At 36.8% G+C, this 17,870-nt stretch carries 18 protein-coding genes; 10 read left to right on the top strand and 8 right to left on the bottom strand.

Annotated elements, in window-relative coordinates; genetic code table 11:
• Positions 1-201: 201 nt before the first annotated feature.
• A complete protein-coding gene (locus BDR01S_RS02500) occupies positions 202-783 on the bottom strand; it encodes a DUF2238 domain-containing protein (RefSeq protein WP_066256525.1) in 582 nt (193 codons plus the stop codon).
• A gap of 14 nt (positions 784-797) precedes the next feature.
• Complete coding sequence (locus BDR01S_RS02495; protein WP_066256522.1) at positions 798-1,364, bottom strand: DUF2238 domain-containing protein; 567 nt, start codon at positions 1,362-1,364, stop codon at positions 798-800.
• A gap of 186 nt (positions 1,365-1,550) precedes the next feature.
• On the opposite strand from BDR01S_RS02495, the gene BDR01S_RS02490 reads away from it, so the two are divergent.
• Positions 1,551-2,168, top strand: a complete 618-nt coding sequence (locus tag BDR01S_RS02490; protein WP_066256519.1) for a GntR family transcriptional regulator — start codon at positions 1,551-1,553, stop codon at positions 2,166-2,168.
• 66 nt (positions 2,169-2,234) lie between these two features.
• Here BDR01S_RS02490 and BDR01S_RS02485 read toward each other — a convergent pair whose 3' ends face one another.
• On the bottom strand, positions 2,235-3,791 hold the full coding sequence (locus BDR01S_RS02485; protein WP_066256516.1) for an ABC transporter permease/substrate-binding protein: 1,557 nt from the start codon (positions 3,789-3,791) through the stop codon (positions 2,235-2,237).
• Entirely contained in the window at positions 3,791-4,915 is a 1,125-nt protein-coding gene (locus tag BDR01S_RS02480) for a betaine/proline/choline family ABC transporter ATP-binding protein (protein WP_066256515.1), read from the bottom strand. Before BDR01S_RS02480 ends, BDR01S_RS02485 begins: the two co-directional genes overlap by 1 nt.
• 165 nt (positions 4,916-5,080) lie before the next feature.
• Here BDR01S_RS02480 and BDR01S_RS02475 point away from each other — a divergent pair, with 165 nt between their 5' ends.
• The 6 genes from BDR01S_RS02475 to BDR01S_RS02450 all read left to right on the top strand — a co-directional run bounded on the left by BDR01S_RS02475 (position 5,081) and on the right by BDR01S_RS02450 (position 10,376).
• Positions 5,081-5,752: a response regulator transcription factor gene (locus BDR01S_RS02475; protein WP_066256513.1), complete on the top strand. Its 672-nt coding sequence runs from the start codon at positions 5,081-5,083 to the stop codon at positions 5,750-5,752.
• Between the two features lie 2 nt (positions 5,753-5,754).
• The gene (locus BDR01S_RS02470) at positions 5,755-7,140 is read left to right on the top strand and encodes a HAMP domain-containing sensor histidine kinase (RefSeq protein WP_335582588.1); all 1,386 of its coding nucleotides are present in this window, start codon (positions 5,755-5,757) and stop codon (positions 7,138-7,140) included.
• Between the two features lie 95 nt (positions 7,141-7,235).
• A complete protein-coding gene (locus tag BDR01S_RS02465; RefSeq protein WP_169801401.1) occupies positions 7,236-8,300 on the top strand; it encodes an ABC transporter permease in 1,065 nt (354 codons plus the stop codon).
• Positions 8,301-8,302: 2 nt separating this feature from the next.
• A complete protein-coding gene (locus tag BDR01S_RS02460; protein ID WP_066256506.1) occupies positions 8,303-8,992 on the top strand; it encodes an ABC transporter ATP-binding protein in 690 nt (229 codons plus the stop codon).
• Between the two features lie 136 nt (positions 8,993-9,128).
• Positions 9,129-9,812 (top strand): M50 family metallopeptidase, encoded by a 684-nt coding sequence (locus BDR01S_RS02455; RefSeq protein WP_066256504.1) that lies wholly within the window; start codon positions 9,129-9,131, stop codon positions 9,810-9,812.
• Between the two features lie 78 nt (positions 9,813-9,890).
• On the top strand, positions 9,891-10,376 hold the full coding sequence (locus BDR01S_RS02450) for a nitroreductase family protein (RefSeq protein WP_066256503.1): 486 nt from the start codon (positions 9,891-9,893) through the stop codon (positions 10,374-10,376).
• A 55-nt stretch (positions 10,377-10,431) separates the two neighbouring features.
• Here BDR01S_RS02450 and BDR01S_RS02445 read toward each other — a convergent pair whose 3' ends face one another.
• On the bottom strand, positions 10,432-11,403 hold the full coding sequence (locus tag BDR01S_RS02445; protein ID WP_174523422.1) for an NAD(P)H-dependent flavin oxidoreductase: 972 nt from the start codon (positions 11,401-11,403) through the stop codon (positions 10,432-10,434).
• 208 nt (positions 11,404-11,611) lie between these two features.
• Here BDR01S_RS02445 and BDR01S_RS02440 point away from each other — a divergent pair, with 208 nt between their 5' ends.
• Together BDR01S_RS02440 and BDR01S_RS02435 are read left to right on the top strand one after the other, a co-directional pair.
• Positions 11,612-12,856, top strand: a complete 1,245-nt coding sequence (locus BDR01S_RS02440; RefSeq protein WP_066256498.1) for a DHH family phosphoesterase — start codon at positions 11,612-11,614, stop codon at positions 12,854-12,856.
• Between the two features lie 296 nt (positions 12,857-13,152).
• Entirely contained in the window at positions 13,153-14,139 is a 987-nt protein-coding gene (locus BDR01S_RS02435) for an acyltransferase family protein (protein WP_066256496.1), read from the top strand.
• A gap of 86 nt (positions 14,140-14,225) precedes the next feature.
• Here the strand turns inward: BDR01S_RS02435 and BDR01S_RS02430 are convergent, their stop codons facing one another.
• Together BDR01S_RS02430 and BDR01S_RS02425 are read right to left on the bottom strand one after the other, a co-directional pair.
• A complete protein-coding gene (locus tag BDR01S_RS02430; RefSeq protein WP_066256494.1) occupies positions 14,226-14,747 on the bottom strand; it encodes a MerR family transcriptional regulator in 522 nt (173 codons plus the stop codon).
• A gap of 102 nt (positions 14,748-14,849) precedes the next feature.
• Complete coding sequence (locus BDR01S_RS02425; RefSeq protein ID WP_066256492.1) at positions 14,850-15,812, bottom strand: MerR family transcriptional regulator; 963 nt, start codon at positions 15,810-15,812, stop codon at positions 14,850-14,852.
• A 242-nt stretch (positions 15,813-16,054) separates the two neighbouring features.
• Here BDR01S_RS02425 and BDR01S_RS02420 point away from each other — a divergent pair, with 242 nt between their 5' ends.
• Complete coding sequence (locus tag BDR01S_RS02420; RefSeq protein WP_066256490.1) at positions 16,055-16,891, top strand: EamA family transporter; 837 nt, start codon at positions 16,055-16,057, stop codon at positions 16,889-16,891.
• Between the two features lie 86 nt (positions 16,892-16,977).
• Here the strand turns inward: BDR01S_RS02420 and BDR01S_RS02415 are convergent, their stop codons facing one another.
• Positions 16,978-17,766: an HAD family hydrolase gene (locus BDR01S_RS02415; protein ID WP_066256486.1), complete on the bottom strand. Its 789-nt coding sequence runs from the start codon at positions 17,764-17,766 to the stop codon at positions 16,978-16,980.
• Positions 17,767-17,870: the final 104 nt, after the last annotated feature.

The raw sequence follows: 17,870 nt of genomic DNA, 5'->3' as shown, positions 1-17,870 counted from the left end.
ATTTTCGAATTTTTCGAATCAATAGGCGGAATCTCTCCGTCTATATACGCTTTTTTTAATACTAATCACTAATTAAGCGGAATTTTTCCGCCTATTTATCTGCTCATGTTTTGATAAATAAAGAAATAGACGATTGCCTATTCATATGTCAATTCTTGTGTCTTTTAATAAGAATGCACCCGTAAACGGAACCCTTTACAATTATAACGCACCCTTTTTTAACTTAATCTTTGTTCTAATTCCTGCCCTGATGGCAATAATTAGTCCGCCAATCGTATCAGCAATCAAATCGGTCATTGTATCTTTGTTTCCTCCGCCTTGCAAGGTCATATTGAATAATTGGTCTGAGCTAAATTCGTAAATTTCCCATAGGACACCGCCGAGTGCTGCAAAGGATAGAGTAAATAAAAATATAAACCAAGGTGATATCATATCCCCTGCATTCCGGTGAATTAAACGTTCATATAAGGCAATTCCTGAAAAAGCAAGAATGGCTCCGCTGACCAAATGCATGAAAGTATCCCACCAACCAAGACCATACCAGCCCAGGATAGACCCTAAATATTGCGAGCCAACTAAAAATATCAAATAAGAAATCACAATCGGTAAATTAAATTGCATTTTGGTGAATAGTGCCAATAATAACGGGACAGCACCGCAAACAATTCCGCCAATCGCAACGGAACCTTCAAAAGTTGCATCCTTTGAATAGTAGTAGACACATAAAACAGCCATGAAAAGGACATAAATGAAACTTAAAATGATGACCAGCTTTCGATGCATCCATTTTCACCTCTTTAAACTTTTTCTTTTCTAAAATAGGAGTAAATAGCAATTATCAGTCCACCTGAAACGCCGCACAATAAGTCATACATCGTATCTTTATTTCCCCCGAGCTGCATGATATGCGTGAAAGATTGATCCCCAATAAACTCATAGATTTCCCAAAGCACGCTTGCAAGGACGGATAGTGAAAGAACAAATAGTGAAAGGATCCATCTTGAGGTACCGAATCTCACTTGTTCAGGAATCATTAATTTATATAATGTTATTCCAAAACAAGCCATATAAATGCCTTTATAAAAATGAATGGTCGAATCCCACCATTTATATTTAAGATAAAAATCCCCAATTGAACCTAAATAGGTGGAACAAAAGATAAATAGATAAAAACCAATAATGGTCGGAAGGTTAAATGGAATATTTTTCTTGAAAATTAACAAAATGGGTAACCCACATACAAAAAGGCCGCCAAGGGCAACTTGCCATTTGGAGGATTCCCCTTTAACAAGGAAAAAAATAAATAATATCATCATAAATAAAACAAAGATACTACCTAGGATGATAAGGATTTTCCGTCTCAATTACTCACCTCATTAATCATGGTTCATTACAATTATGTCCAATAAAAATAAATGAAATCACATACTTTATTTTGTTTGAAAGAAATATTTATGCTCGCATAGACACATACAAAAGAGTATATTGGAAAGGTAAAACTAATAATTATGAAGGAATAGTCTGATATAAAGATTGCGGTGGAGGATGTTATGCAAAAAGCACAAATACCGACTTACGAGCGGATTGCAATCGATTTAGCAAATAGAATATACGATGGGAAATTTAAAGTTGGAGAGAAGATTCACGGCCGATCGACCTTAGCTAGTGAATATAAGGTTTCTCCTGAAACAGTTAGGAGAGCCATAAAGATTTTAGAGGATGTGGAGATTGTTGAGTCCACTAAAGGTAGTGGAATTGTTATTGCATCTCGTGAAAATGCGTATAAATATATTCAACGGTTTTCGAATCTCGCAAGCATTAAAGATCTTGAAAAGCAAATGAACTTACTAATCTCCGAAAGGGACAAGCTGGATGATCAGCTCTTTGATACGCTAAGAAAAATCATGGACTACTCCGGAAAGCTTCGTCACACGAATCCACTTGCTCCCATTGAGGTAGAAGTATTACCGGGTTGTAATCATATTGGAAAAACCATTTCAGATTTGAAGTTTTGGCAAAATACCGGCGGAACTGTTATTGGCTTGAAGCGCAACGGTGAATTAATTATCTCTCCGGGACCCTATGCGCTAATTCTTGAGGGGGATATCCTCCTTATTATTGGTGCAGAAGAAACATATGACAGAGTGATTCACTTTATGGAAGAGTAAAAAGTTTGGGATTTAAATATGCGAAAAAGCCGGTTTAATTAAAAACCGGCCCTTTCATTTACAACTTTATTTTAATAATCCTTCCGTTTCTAAAAATTCCTTTGCAACTTTTGCAGGTGACTGTTTGAGGCTGTCGACCTTATAGTTGAGCTTTCTCATTTTTTCATCCGTTAACTTACCGGATAAGGAGTTAATAACTTTTTTTAACTCCGGATGTTCCTTTAATGTTTCCTCTTTTATCATCGGTACGGCATAGTATGGAGGGAAGAAGTTTTTATCATCCTCTAAAACCTTCAAGTGGAACGCTTCGAGTAACCCGTCAGTAGAAAAGGCATCGATGACATCACTCTTATGGTTGTCTAATGCGGTATAGCGCAACCCGCCGTCAATGGCTTTAACGTCTTTAAATTTCATATTGTATGTTTTTGAAAGTCCGGTTAATCCATCTTCCCGATTAGGAAATTCGATCGTCGGACCCATGATTAACTTATTGCTCACCTTGGCTAAATCTGATATCGTCTTCAAACCATATTCATTTACGGTGTCTTGACGAACGGCTAAGGCATATGTGTTATTAAATCCAAGCGGTTTTAATAAATCAAAACCATATTTTTGCTTGAACTCCCTTTGGACTATATCATAAACCGCGTCTGGATCACTTTGTGGAGGCTGATTTAAAATATTAACTAATCCTGTCCCCGTATATTCAACATACATATCAATGTCCCCATTTTTAAGGGCACCGAAGGCAACCTGACTGCCGCCAAGATTTAGTTTTCTTTCTACTTGAATATCAGTCTTATTTTCTATCAAATCTGCGAGCATATTTCCTAATATCAATTGTTCACTGAAGTTTTTTGAACCTATTACAATTTTATCCTCTGCTTTAACCTTTGAATAAACAGTAAAAGCACTAGCTATGATGATCACAATACAAGCAAAACTAATCATGATTTTTTTAGTAGTTTTACCAGTCTTTTTTGCCGAAGTTTGTTTGCTTGTATAAGAAAGTGTGGATTCGAGTTTCCCCACAATAAAATCAATCAGAAGTGCAAGAATACAAGCTGGAATTGCACCGGCCAAAATCATATAATTATCGACTGTCTGCACACCTGAGAATACAAGATACCCAAGTCCGCCTGCACCAATAAAGGCAGCAATTGTCATTAGTCCTACAGCGGTAACCGCTGAAATTCTGATACCCGCCATAATCATCGGGAAGGCTAGTGGTAACTGAACCTTTCTCATCGTTTGACTCTTGGTCAGACCGATTCCTCTGGCGGCTTCCAGAATATCTCCATCAATATTTGTTAAACCTGTGTAGGTGTTTTTAACGATAGGAAGCAGCGAATAAAGAACGACCATAATAATCGCCGGGGTACTTCCGATCCCAACGAATGGAATTAGAAAGCCAAGTAATGCCAAACTAGGTACCGCTTGAATTACATTCGTGATTCCAATAATAGGTTTTGCGAGTTTTTGCTCTCTAGAGATTATAATTCCGAGCGGAATCCCAATAATAATCGCTACAAGGACAGAAATTACACTTAAGTAAATATGCTGGCCAAGTAAACTAAAAATCTGTTCATAATTAGTGGTTAAATAGTTCCAAAATCCATTCATTAAAAGGCCACCTCCAAATCGATTAACTGGCTGCTTAATGCGGATAAAATACTACTTCTCGTGATGAGACCAATTAATTGTTTATCACTATTCACAACTGGTACATAACCGATTTTATGTTCATTCATGGTAGCCAACACAGAAATTAAATTAGCATCCTGTGAAACGGAAAGAACATTGTGTTCCATAATCATTTCAATCGAGGTCGTTCGATTTAATAATTGAATACTTTTTAATGTCACCAAACCTTTAAGGACATTATTTTTATCTGTGACCATCAGGCTGTCCACTTTAGCGTCTTTCATGATTTCAATCGCTTGAAGAACGGTACGTCTGGATGTAATCTTAACTGGATTCGGAATCATAATATCCTCTGCCATTAATAATTCAGGATTATTCCAAACCCTTCTTTTCCCAATAAATTCTTCAACAAAGTCATTGGCAGGATTTTTAAGAATGTTTTCAGGTGTATCATATTGGAGAATATCTCCGTCTTTTAAAATACAAATCTTATCAGCTATTTTAATAGCTTCATCCATATCATGAGTGACGAAAATAATCGTCTTGTTTAATTCCTTTTGCATTTGGAAGAGTTCATCTTGAAGGGAGCTTCTTGTGACAGGGTCTAACGCGCTAAATGGTTCATCCATTAAGATGATATCGGAGTTGGTTGAGAAAGCTCTTGCGACGCCAATTCTTTGCTGCTGCCCACCGCTTAATTCCCTTGGATAACGATGTAAAAATTCCTTCGGATCTAATCCGACCAACTCTAACAATTCGCCCGTCTTTTGGGCAATCGAAGCAGGATTTTCACCCTTCAGCTTAGGAATCAACTCTAAATTTTCCTTGATGGACATATGAGGAAATAACCCTGTGTTTTGAATGACATACCCAATATTTCTCCGCAATTCAATTGGATTCATCGTAGAGATATCCGTCCCATTGACAAAAATCTTTCCTGACGATGGCTGAATCAATTTATTAATCATTTTCAGTAAGGTAGTTTTCCCACAGCCGCTGGGTCCGATGAAAACGACCAACTGACCAGCCTCGATTTCAAGTGAAAAGGGCTTAATAATGGTTTTAGTTCGGTATTTCTTAACAATGTCTTTAAACTCTATCAAATCCATTCCTCCTTAAAATAATTATCTCTTGCGCTAATGCAACAACTTAATGGTAACATATAAGTTGTTAGTTTGTCGAATCACCTTGATTTAGTTCCTTCTTTTCATATCATTGGGCTTTGAGTAGAATATAGTGAGGTAAAAGTAAAAAAAGCAGGTGTTGGGATGAAAACAATTTTAATTGTCGATGATGATGAGCATATTCGCCATTTAGTTAAAGGTTTATTGACGAAGGAAGGTTATATAGTCCTAGCAGCAGGAAAAGGGGCAGAGGCACTTGAGATTTTAACTAAGGAGCTTTGCGATTTAGCGATTGTTGATATCATGATGCCTGTCATGGACGGGTACCGCTTAACCACGGAAATTCGTAAAGTGTATGATATTCCGATTATCCTATTAACAGCAAAAAGCCAGATTGAGGATAAGGAAAAAGGATATGAATCAGGAACGGATGATTATTTAATTAAACCTTTCGAACCAAAAGAGTTAATTTTCAGAGTCAATGCCTTATTAAGAAGATACGGAAAAACAAGTGAAGCCAATGTCAATTTAGGTTCTTTATATATAAATAAAAAAAGCTATGAGGTAAAAATTACTAACAAGACCTTCATGCTTCCTTTAAAAGAATTTGAATTGTTAACCTTTTTGGCAACACATCCAAACCAGGTATTCAGCCGTGGTCACCTGATCGAAAAAATATGGGGACTGGATTTTGAAGGCGATGAACGAACGGTGGATGTCCATGTTAAACGATTACGGGAACGGTTCACGAACCTTGCCGAGGATTTTGCCATCAAAACAATCAGAGGGGTAGGCTATTCCCTGGAGGTTTTATAAAAATGAAAATGAAATCTTTATATAGTAAATTTACTTTCATCACTATAATGATTATGATTGTCAGCGGAATTATTTCATTTTTCCTCTCCAATGCCTACTACCAAATTAAATTGAAACAGCAAAATGACGAAAAAATCAGTAATTTTGCATTTGAGGTAGCGGACTTCGCAAGTAAGCACCCCTTAATCAGCCTTCAGGACTACTTTAATCATATTGGTGCGATTGGTTACCAAATTCTTTTGGTCAGCGAAGAAGGTGACAAGCAATATTTTGGCTCACCTTTCAGAAAGAAGGATTTGCCTGAAGCAATTCCCGAAAAAGTATGGCAAGGTGTAGTCTATCACGGAGTTAGCCATTTCCCGCACAAAACGTTTGTAACAGGCTTTTTTGCAAATGAATTAACAAATTCAATAGGTGTCCCCTTTGAATACAAAAATAAAAAATATGCCTTGTTTATTAGGCCTGATATTAAGCTCATGTTTAATGAAATGCATATTCTTTTCGGCTGGATGCTAGTCATTTCTATTTTGTTAAGCATTCTATTGGTATTAATTAGTACAAAATATTTAGTTAAACCGATTAAAAAGCTTAATAATGCTACGAAAGAAATTGCAGAAGGTAATTTTTCAATCAAGCTTGATATTGACAGAAAAGACGAACTCGGTCATTTAGCTGTCAGCTTTTCGACAATGACGAAAAAATTAGCAAAAGTAGATATTCTGCGAAAAGAATTAATCTCAAATATCTCTCATGATATTCAATCACCGTTAACCAATATAAAAGGATACCTAAATTTATTGGAAAATAACGGCAAAAACCAACGAGAAAAGCAACAATATATTCAAGTAGTACAATCTGAAGTAAACCGACTATCCAATATGACCAAACAGCTCTTACTTCTTTCTACCATCGAAAGTAAGAAGGATTTAATGGAGGTTAGTATGGTTGATGTCGCCGGGCAGTTGAAAAGTGTCATTCACCAATACCAATGGAGTATCCTTGATAAAGGAATCATGATGAGCTATTCCCTGCCGGATGCTTCGGTTAAAGGGGATCCAGCTTTGCTATATTCTGTTTGGGAGAACCTCTTGACGAATGCGATTAAATATAATCGTGAAAATGGGGAAATTGATATTGAATTATCAGATTCTGATACATACATCGAAGTGGTGATGAAAGATAATGGTGTTGGTTTGGATGAAAAGGAAAGGGAACGAATATTTGACCGTTTTTACCGGGCTGATGCTTCAAGAGCACGATCAGTTGAGGGGACGGGTTTGGGCTTATCGATCGTTAAATCAATTGTTGAAATGCACCGGGGGAAAATTGAGTTAACAAGTCAAGAAGGTAAAGGAACAACTTTTAAAGTGGTCCTTCCTAAATTGTAAAGTAGCGTTCATCGTCCGTTCATATTCGTAAAGTATTCTAGTTACGAAATGAAAGGGAAGGTGAATTGTTTATGTATTTCTTGCCGTTTAAGGAAATGACATTTTTTAAAGTGAGATATTTATTGATCAGCTTTATTCTCTTTTTTGTAGCCATTCTTGTCTTTGTCATTAGTGGCCTGGCGAATGGCTTGTCGATGAATAACGCATCGTCCGTTATTAACATGTCTGCTGATACTTTTTATCTGCAAAAAAGTGCTGAAGGGCGAATGGACCGCTCACATTTAACAATAGATTTAGGGAGATTAACTTCAAAAAGTGACGCACAGCCACTCGGTGTTCAGATGGGGACCATTTCGAAAGTTAACTCCGAGGATAAACTAGATATTACCTTTATGGCAGTCAAACCGGAAAGCTTTTTGGAACCCAACGTAATGGAGGGGAAAGGATTGATTAGTAGCGGGGAAAATTCCGTTCTGCTTGATCATTCGTTGAAATCAGAAACGATTAGGATCGGAACCATCTTAAAAGATGCGCGGAGCGGAGTTAAACTAAAGGTTGCCGGTTTCATGGATGACCAAACCTTTAGCCATACACCAGTTGCACTTATTTCTCTTGATACATGGAAGGAAATCTCAGGTGGCGCAGATAAAACTGAATTTAACGCTATTGCACTAAACAGAGCGAATTCAAGTTTAAAAGAGGAAATCTCTAGTATGGATAAAAATGGGGAATGGGTAGAAAAAGAACTGGTGATTGAAGGTATTCCTGGGTATACTGCTGAACAAAACTCTCTATATATGATGCTCTCGTTTTTAATTGTCATCGCTGTGTTTGTTTTAGCAGCATTCTTTTACATTATGACCATACAAAAAACGGCACAATTTGGTATATTGAAAGCTATCGGAGCAAAATCGAGTTTATTGGTCAAAACGACCATCTTTCAGGTCGTTTTATTAACCATTGTAAATATCGCTGCAGCAGTTGCCTTCACAAAGGGTTTTATGATGGTACTTCCAGATGATATTCCGTTTATTTTTGATATGACCCAAATTGCTAAATTCTCAGGGATTCTATTCCTTGTTTCAATCTTAGGTTCATTATTGTCTGTTTTTAATATCGTGAAGGCAGATCCAATACAAGCAATGGGGAGGTTAGAATAACAATGGTATTCGAACCCTTAATTCTAGAACATGTGGAAAAATCATTTAAAGATGGCGACAAGGAAAATCATATCGTCAGAAATTTATCTTTTCGTTTGAAAATGGGCGAGGTCGTTGCTGTTATTGGCCCTTCCGGCTCTGGAAAGTCAACGTTTTTATCGATTGCAGGTGCCCTGCAATCTCCTGATGAAGGACAGGTGATTGTAAATGGAACCAATATTTCCTCGTACAGTGACATTGAAAAAGCAAATATCAGGCTGAATCACCTAGGCTATATTTTCCAAACATCTAATTTAGTTCCGTATTTAAAGGTGGAAGAACAATTAAGCCTTGTATTAAAAATGGCGAATCAATGGACGAAGGAAAGTAAAAGGAAAATTAAAGAGATGTTATCGGCTGTTGGAATGGAGCATCGTGCTAAGTTTTACCCACACCAATTGTCAGGTGGAGAAAAACAAAGGGTGGCGATTGCGAGAGCATTTATTAATGATCCGGAAATCATTTTAGCTGATGAACCAACTGCGAGCCTGGATCCCAATCGAAGTATGGCGATTATTGAGCTAATCTCAAAGATAGTAAAAGAACAAAATAAATCTGCCATTATTGTCACTCACGATGAACAAATCCTCCCGTTATGTGATCGGATTTTTGGGATGAAGGATGGACAACTCGTTGAAGTTGAAAAGCGGTAAAGTGACAGGAGCTAGTAATCTAATTGATTGCTAGCTTTTTTGAATTGACTTCCGGACTAGAAATTTGCAATTGTACTAACAAAAAATGTTAAAATGGTGGTAGGTACTAAATTTTTTTTAAAGAGGGGAATCTATTTTGAGCTTTGTTCGAGACAAATTCAGTGCGAAGTTTTTTCTTTTCCTCATCCTTGCTTTTCTGTTGATACATGTACCTTTGCTTGGAAACTATATCAAAGTCATTAATACCCTTATCCATGAATCGGGTCATGCGTTGATTGCTCTTTTTGGTGGGAATGTAGAAAGAATATCTCTATTTATGAATTCCGAAGGGGCGACGTATAGTAATCAGTCAACTTGGATTGGCAGTTTCTTAACTAGCTTAGGAGGATACACCTTTGCTTCATTTATGGCCTTTCTGTCATTTTTGTTAATTGGTAAAAAAAAGCAGAATCTGTTAATTGATATATTGCTAGGTTTTATTGCTTTAAATCTTATTTTTTGGGTAAGGAATCCTTACGGTTTGTTTTGGCTGTGCTCATTTGCAGTTGTATTCCTTTTATTACTTATTAAAGGGAGTCAGGACTTTAGAGATAACTTATTACTTTTAATCGCCTCTATTTTATTGGTGGATTCCGTTCAAAGTGCTTATGAAATATTGTTTATTAGTTTATTTCAGCCCCAATCAGCAGGGGACGCAGCGAATCTTGCACAACTTACAGGAATTATTCCAGCTCCGATTTGGGGGATTTTCTTCTTTGTCCAAGCACTATGGTTCTGCTATAACGGTTTAAAAAGAGGGTATTATAAACTTGGAAGTTAACTCTGCTGTTATACAAAGTTAATTTTTTTTGCATATGATATTACCGTGAGCAGCTAATACAGAAGGGGGCGTATATAGATGAATACGTTAGATACGATTAAAACGCGTAGAACCATAAAGAAATTCAAGCCGCAAGAAGTTGACCAAAATTCACTTCTTTCATGGTTAGAGGCCGCGGCAATGGCACCCAATCACCGTATGACTGAACCATGGGAGATTTATTTTATTGGAGACGAAACAAGAGAAAAGCTCAACCATAAAACAAATTTCGGAAACGCACCAATTGTTTTGATGATTTTATCAAAACATGGGGCAACATCGGTAGAAACAGAGGAAAATGCAATGGCTACTGCCTGCTTTATCCAAAATTTCAATTTAGCTGCATGGGCAGAGGGAGTGGGAACCTTTTGGTCATCGATTGGCATTACACCCAAAAACAGAGGGATCCTTCAAGTTCCAGATGACTATAATATAATTGGCGTACTGGGAGTAGGTTACCCAGATGTAATCCCAGAGCCAAAACCACGGACACCGATTAAGAACAGAATCAGTAATTTGCCATAATTAAATTAGAGAGAGCCAACCGAATGAGGATAAACGGTTGGCTCTTTTAATTGTGCTAGATGGCTTGAGTGTATTCTAATGTAAGCTTATCGATGATTGTTTGAACGGGTAGAATATCTTTAATTTCGCCCACTCTTGCACCAGCAAAAACAAGCCCATTCTCGACATCACCATTCATGGATACAAGCAGAGAATCCATTGTACAAAAGCGGTAAGAACAATTCTTCAAGCAATCAATGCATTTAGCGATTTTTAGCTTATCGGGTCCACTTATTAATTTTGCAAAGTTATTATTTATGGCCCTTCCATACATACCAACAGTTGTTTTTACCAAAACCAAATCTTCTTTAGCTGCATCCACATATTTTTGCTTAAATGCGAATGGGGCATCACATTCCTCACTGGCTACAAAGCGAGTTCCCATTTGTACACCTGACGCACCCATGGCCAGGGCTTTGGCAATATCGCCACCCGTCATGATTCCGCCCGCCGCGATAACTGGGATCGAAACTGCCTCAACAATTTCAGGAAGGATATCGAACATTGGGCGATCCGTTCCAAGGTGTCCTCCTGCTTCAAATCCTTCCACGACAACCGCTGCTGCTCCTAGTCGTTCGGAAATCCTTGCTAATTTAGCAGACGATACAATGGAGATAACGGGAATTCCTGCTTGTCTTCCCCATGCGTACATATCTCGGGAGATTCCAGCCCCGGAAATAATAAAATCAACCTTTTCTTCGATAGCAGCTTTCATTTTTTCAGCAAAGTCATTCACCGCAAATAGAACATTTACACCAATGTATCCAGCATCGTTGATTAGGCTTTTCGCCTTTCTTATATGTGATCTCATTTCGTCAGTTGAAATCCCAGTGCCAGAGATAATCCCTATCCCACCAGCATTTGCGACCGCTGAAGCTAGTTTGCTTAGAGAAATTCCGACACCCATTCCACCTTGCATAATCGGAACTTTGGGCATCATATGACCTATTTTAAGTTGTGGAAAGTTCAATTTATAACCCCGTTTCATTGTTTGTATTAGAAAATTCTTATGAATCATACCATGTCATTTTTGATATGTCTGTGATTACTATCACCAGGTCATAATGTCAGGTGGTATAATTTACTAATATGTTAAAATAAATATTAGTGTTAAAACATAACTTGGTAACTGCATAAAAAATTTGCAGAAACCAAACGATACGTTATGAAGCGAAAAATGGATGGTGGTAGATAGGATGATTATTTTTACGGATATCGATCTTGATGGTCTTGGATGCGGGCTTATTGCGAAACTAGCCTTTGCTGACAAGGCGAATGTATTTTACAGTTCTTATCGAAATTTAAATCAAAGAGTGGAAGCTGTGATTAAAAACCCTGAGAATAATAATGTCGAAATCTACATTACGGATTTGGCTGTTAATGAGAAAGTCGAGAAAAAACTCGAGGAGCGGTTTCGCCAGGGTAAACATGTTCAAATGATTGATCATCATGTGACGGCAATGCATTTCAATCAGTACAAATGGGGGAGCGTAATTCCGGAGTATGAGACGGGGAAAAAGACATGTGCAACCTCCTTATTTTATGATTATCTGATCGAACACAATATAATGGAACGAAATAAAGCACTGGAGGAATTTATTGAATTAGTTCGGCAATATGACACCTGGGAATGGGATGAAAATAATAATTTAACAGCAAAACGACTAAATGATTTGTTCTATATCATGAGTCGTGAACTATTTGAAGAAGAAATGTTAAAAAGGTTGACGGAAAATGCTGATTCGTTTGAGTTAACAGACACAGAAACTATGCTGCTCGATATTGAGGAACAAAAGATTCATCGGTATATCCATTCAAAAAGCAGACAACTGGTGCAAACCTTTGTTGATAATTATTGTGTTGGGATTGTCCATGCCGAACAATATTTATCAGAACTTGGAAATGAGTTAAATAATTTATATCCACATCTAGATATGATTATCCTTTTGAATATGGGTGGGAAGAAGATGGGATTTAGAACCATTCACGATGAAGTAAATGTTGCTGAATTTGCAAAAGGATACGGCGGAGGAGGGCATCCGAAAGCTTCTGGCTCGGAATTGACAAGAGAAGCCTTTGAAAAGTTTGTTCAAAATGTTTTTGAGATTATCCCAGTTAAACCTGATGCCGATCGTAATGAATTTAATCTTAAAGATTCTCCGGTTGGAACATCTTATCAGAACCCGCTGGGAGAAAATTCATTTATCATACCTGCTGGTGATGGCAACTATTCTATTGTACATAATAAGGAGAAATCTGAGCAGTCATTCTCAACCTTCGCGGATGCAGAACGGTATCTAAAAAGAAATTACTCTTCGTCGCTTCGAAGCGACCATGAATACATTTATCAGGTTTCAAAAGCACTAAGGATCTCACAAGACGAGTTAAGAGGCAATTTTCAGGAACTCATCAGGAACTATCTTATAGATATTACTTTATGAATAGGAAAAGCCATTCCTTATTGAAAGGGAGTGGCTTTCTCTATTTTTTCTTATCCGCGGGTTTAAGGTCCTATTTAGATTGAAGTGGTAAATTTATCGTGGGTATATTAGATTATTATTTTAAAATTGTAATTACTATGCAATAGACAGAAAATATATATACATCTTCCTGTAATGTTTTTATGATATGATTTGTTTAAATGCTAAGACGAGTGGTCATAGAAAATAAATAGTGGGAGTTATAGAAAAGAATAGTAATATACCTTTTTGATTGAATTTAACTATGGGGTGATATGATGGCTTCAACTTCAAAAAGGAGTAAGTATTTCGATAATGCAAAATTTATTTTGATTTTTCTCGTCGTTTTTGGGCATTTGATAAGTCCATTAAAGGAACAAGATGGGATTCTATTTACTTTATATACAGTTATTTTTCTATTCCATATGCCGGCTTTTATCTTGATTTCAGGATACTTTGCAAAAGGTTATAAAAAGAAAGGCTACATTATCAAGTCGATAAAGAAGATATTACTTCCTTATTTTATTTTTCAAAGCATCTATTCCATTTATTATTTTTTGAATGGGCAGGAAGAAAAGCTTGATTTCGATTTTTTACATCCTCATTGGTCGCTCTGGTTTTTGTTGAGTTTGTTTTTTTGGAATTTACTGCTCTATCTTTTTGCAAGGTTAAAATGGTTGGGTTTTATTATTTCCATTGTTTTGGGAATTGCGATTGGTTTTGTTGATCAAGCGGGGAGTTTTTTAAGCTTATCAAGAACATTTGTATTCTTTCCCTATTTTCTAATGGGGTTTTTACTAAATGGTGAGCAGTTAAAGAAAATTATACGGGCCAGATATTCACTTCCCGTAGGAATTGTAATTATTATCGGGACCTGTGTTTTCTTTGGGTTTAGTTTCCCGCAGGATGCGGTGCCATGGCTTTTAGGTGATACCTCTTATGCAAATATGGGGAGAGAAGAGTTGGCCGATGGCCTTACTCGAGGACTTCAATATGGGCTGACCTTAATTGTTGTATTTGGGTTTTTAGCATTAATTCCTTCAAACCAATTTAAAGTGACTCAAATAGGTGAAAGAACGTTATATGTCTATTTGCTTCATGGATTTATTATTAAATCACTTCAAGTGGTTCTTCCTAACGAAAGTATCATCTCATTTTCAGGAAATTACCTCTTACTTTTGGTTCTTTCCTTAATGATTTGTATCATTCTTGGAAGTTATTTAATAAAAAAATATACCCAGCCACTTGTTGAGTTGAAAGTTTAATTGGAATGTATTTACTAAAATAGCCGAACTGGTTGTAACCAGTTCGGCTATTTTGTGTATCAAAATTGGGGATAATTTAAAATGAACTAAAAACCGAATAAAGAGCTAACTATATTTTTCTTTTTCCTTTTGACTTTTTTGTGATCAAAAACAAGTGGTTCATCAATTTTTGAGGTCATTTGCAAGTCATTCATCTGTTTTTGTAGTTGTTCCACTTGCTGTGTTAAATCTTTTACAAGATGTTGTAAATCCTCAAGTTCACGACGATGCTGAAGGAGTTGATAGGAAGCAACCGAATCTGCTTTTGAGTTTAGATTATTTTCTAACTCACTGACTTTTGTCAGTAACTTTTCTAAAACTTGATTGTCTTCTACCGCCTTAACCATACCTTTTCGTGGATTTTTATCCTTCTTTAATGGCACTATTTCCTGAATTAATGTCCCATTTTGGAGCTTTTCATGTATTTCTTTTAATAATTCAATATCCTCGCTGCTAAAATGGTAATGTCCACGCTCGTTTCTTTCCATGGGCAGATCGAGCTGTTTTACCCAGCGCTGAATAGTACTTGTAGATACCCCTATTAATTTTGCTACTTCACTTGTATTCATTTCGAATCCCTCCATTGATAAAATAAACCCCAATCCACGAGTGACGAAATATTGTTTTTATTTTTTAAACAAGGAGTTGTTCTATCGAAGGCCTCTTTCGTATTAAGTCCAGAATTTCCACCATTTTTTTTCCTTTGTTGCAGCCACATCCCGGTAACTATTTAACATTTGTTGAAAAGCGATCTCTCTTTGGGTAACTTCTTGTCGGTATTGATTCCGCTCTTCAATGAAAAATTCACGTTCTTTTGACATCGCTTCAGTTAGACTTGAGATTTCGTTATTAGTAACATCCACATAGTGGGATAATTCCTCGGTAGTTTCTGACAACTGCTTGGAAAGGGTATAAATTTCTTGAGAAGTCTCTATCGAAACGTTAGCAATGTTGTTGGAAAGATTCTGTAACGAGTCAGCCGATAGTACAGAGGCTTTCTCAAGTGTCTCTGATAACTCATGAATTTCAGCTTTTGTGTTTTCGGACGATTTATAAATAGAGTCAGATAAGGACTTAACAGTTGTATATGTTCCATTCCTTATTTCCTTTTTTACCTCTTCAAGTACTTCCTTTCGAACGACAGTTCTGATTTCGTCTTTTACTTCGCTTAGGAAGTTTTGCTTTAATGTGTCTATTGCCTCGAATAACTGATGTGCCTCGATAGCATCTTGGATGGTGATCGGTTTGACCGTGTCGGTTAGAACCTCTAATGAGACGATTGGTGATTCGAACACATCCTCATTTTCAAAGATTTCTAGTGAACCTTTAGATGAATCTTGTACTTCCACACTTCCAAAGGCCTCGTTTGAAACTTGGGGTAGTTCATAAACATCCTTGCTTTCAGGATGAAGTTTTTTCTGCATCGATTCCCTAATGGATTCCTTAGTTAATTTTTTATCGTACAGCTGTTTAATTTCTTTAAGTTGCTCAATTTCCAAATCTGTATATATCCTGGCCCCTTGTTTTGAACGAGGAATTTCTAGTAAATCAACTAAATCTTTCTCCCAGTGACGAAGGGTGCCTGGTGTTGTATTTATTATTTTAGCTACCTCTTTTAAGGTATAAGTTTTCATATTAAAAACATTCCTTTCTATTTATCTAGGAAATAATTCATCGTTATGTTAGTTATTCACCATTCACTATCACTTTTTCCTGCTAGATGACAAAAGCTCTCAAAACAAGACGGAAAGCCTGAAATAACAACATTTTTTTGCAAATTGAGCACTTAATTAGAAAACCACGAAAAAACGATTGAGCAAAGTAGAAATGAGGTTTATCATATGGAGTGAAATAATGAAGAAAGAAGGATCTCAACATGTGGATTGCGGCAGCCTTTGTTACTATGGTTTGCTTCGGGACTAATAATACAATTTTCAAGTGGAGTACGCAGAGGAAAGTGTCGAAAGTACATATTCAGTTCTACTTCTACTTTGTCGCATTCCTTTTAACATTCGGATTTGCAATTGTAGCTGGAACGGTTCACCTAAATCTAATCACCATTCTGCTCGGAGCTTTTATTGGCATATTAAATGCAAACGGAAATATCCAAATGTCAAAGGCCTTTGAAAAGGGACCAGCTAGTTTGACATCTCCATTAGTGGGAACAAATACAATATTTCCTATCCTTTGTGCCGGCGTTGTTTTCCATGAACATATCTCACTGATTCAATGGGTAGGAATCTTAATTATGCTTGGTTCAGCCATGGCCATACAGTATTCATCTGATAATAAAGGAAGAATAAATTATTTTCCTTGGATGATGCGTGTGGGACTTGCGATATTTTCGTTTGGTTTACTAGGAATTTTAATGAAAACTTCATCCTACTTACAAATCAATTCATTAGATATCCTTATTGCCATGTATGGCGGGGGGAGTGTCTATTTAGCCATTTGCAGTATGTATAAAAAAGAAAAGTGGCAGCGGGCAGAGGCCAATATTGGTTCCATTGTTGGGTTAATTAGCATTTTGGGATATAGCAGCTATTTCTATGCCCTTAAGACTGGAACAGCAAGTATCGTGTTTCCAATTGTTAGTTTGAATTGTCTAGTCGTTGTTCTGGCGGGGGTTCTTCTTTATAAAGAAAAGCTAAAAAGATATCAAATGATAGGTGTATTTACTGCTCTACTTGGAATTATTTTCACGAAGATTTAAAGCTCAAAGAAGTGCAGAGTGTTTCAATTTGATTGAAATTCTCTGCACTTTTATTTTGACTTCAACTTATTTTATTCCCAGCTCGTTTATTTCACCAACCCCAGCATTTTCAACCCATTATAAATCCCGGAATCAGTGACCTCGGTAGTTTTATGCTTTGCGTATTGAAATAGGTCGGAATGACCGTTTCCCATCGCAAAGCTCTCGCCAACTTGTTGAAGCATTTCCTTATCATTCATTCCATCTCCAAAGGCAATTGAGCTTTCTTTGTTGATGCCAAGTTGCTTCAAAACTACTTGAATTCCATAGCCTTTATTCACACTGTCTCTAATAACATCATAGCAATGACGCATTCCCTCTACATTGACTTGGGATAAATGGATACCATCTTCCTTGTTGTAAAGGGCAGGGTCTTCTTTTTTTAAATTAACAAGCGTCATCCCTAAAACAGCGTGATTAATTGAAGGAGAATATGCTTCATTTTTATGTAAGTGGAACTTTTGCATGAAGTCAGTAATGACCTCAGACGTTAAATTGGTAAAAACGTTCTTACTATTCGTATATAGCACCACTTCATGCCCGTTAGCCTTTGCGATTTCCAAGAAACTCTGAACAGTTGAGCTTTTCATCGGTTCCTGGAATAAATCTTCACCTTTATATATGGCATAGGCACCGTTATAACCTATGAATGAGTGTATTTTCAACTCTTTTGCAAGTTCCTTTAATTCATGAAGCGGCCTGCCTGTTGCTAAGAAAACCTCGATGCCTTTAGCCTGTACCTGTGAAATGGCCTCTTTTGTGGAATCCTCAATCGTATCATCGGGTCTCACTAAGGTGCCATCAATATCTAAAAATAAAACTTTGTAATTGGTCATGAATGATGCTCCTTCTCCGCAAATGTTGCTCTTAGTCTACCACTATTTGAGAAGCAAAGTCACATCAAAGAGGATCGATTTAATTTACTGAAAGGTAAAAAAAG

The organism is Neobacillus drentensis NBRC 102427 (genome assembly GCF_001591445.1).
Taxonomy (GTDB): domain Bacteria; phylum Bacillota; class Bacilli; order Bacillales; family Cytobacillaceae; genus Neobacillus; species Neobacillus drentensis.
Note: the sequence above shows the minus strand (reverse complement) of the source record. Positions and strands in the feature narration are given on the sequence as shown.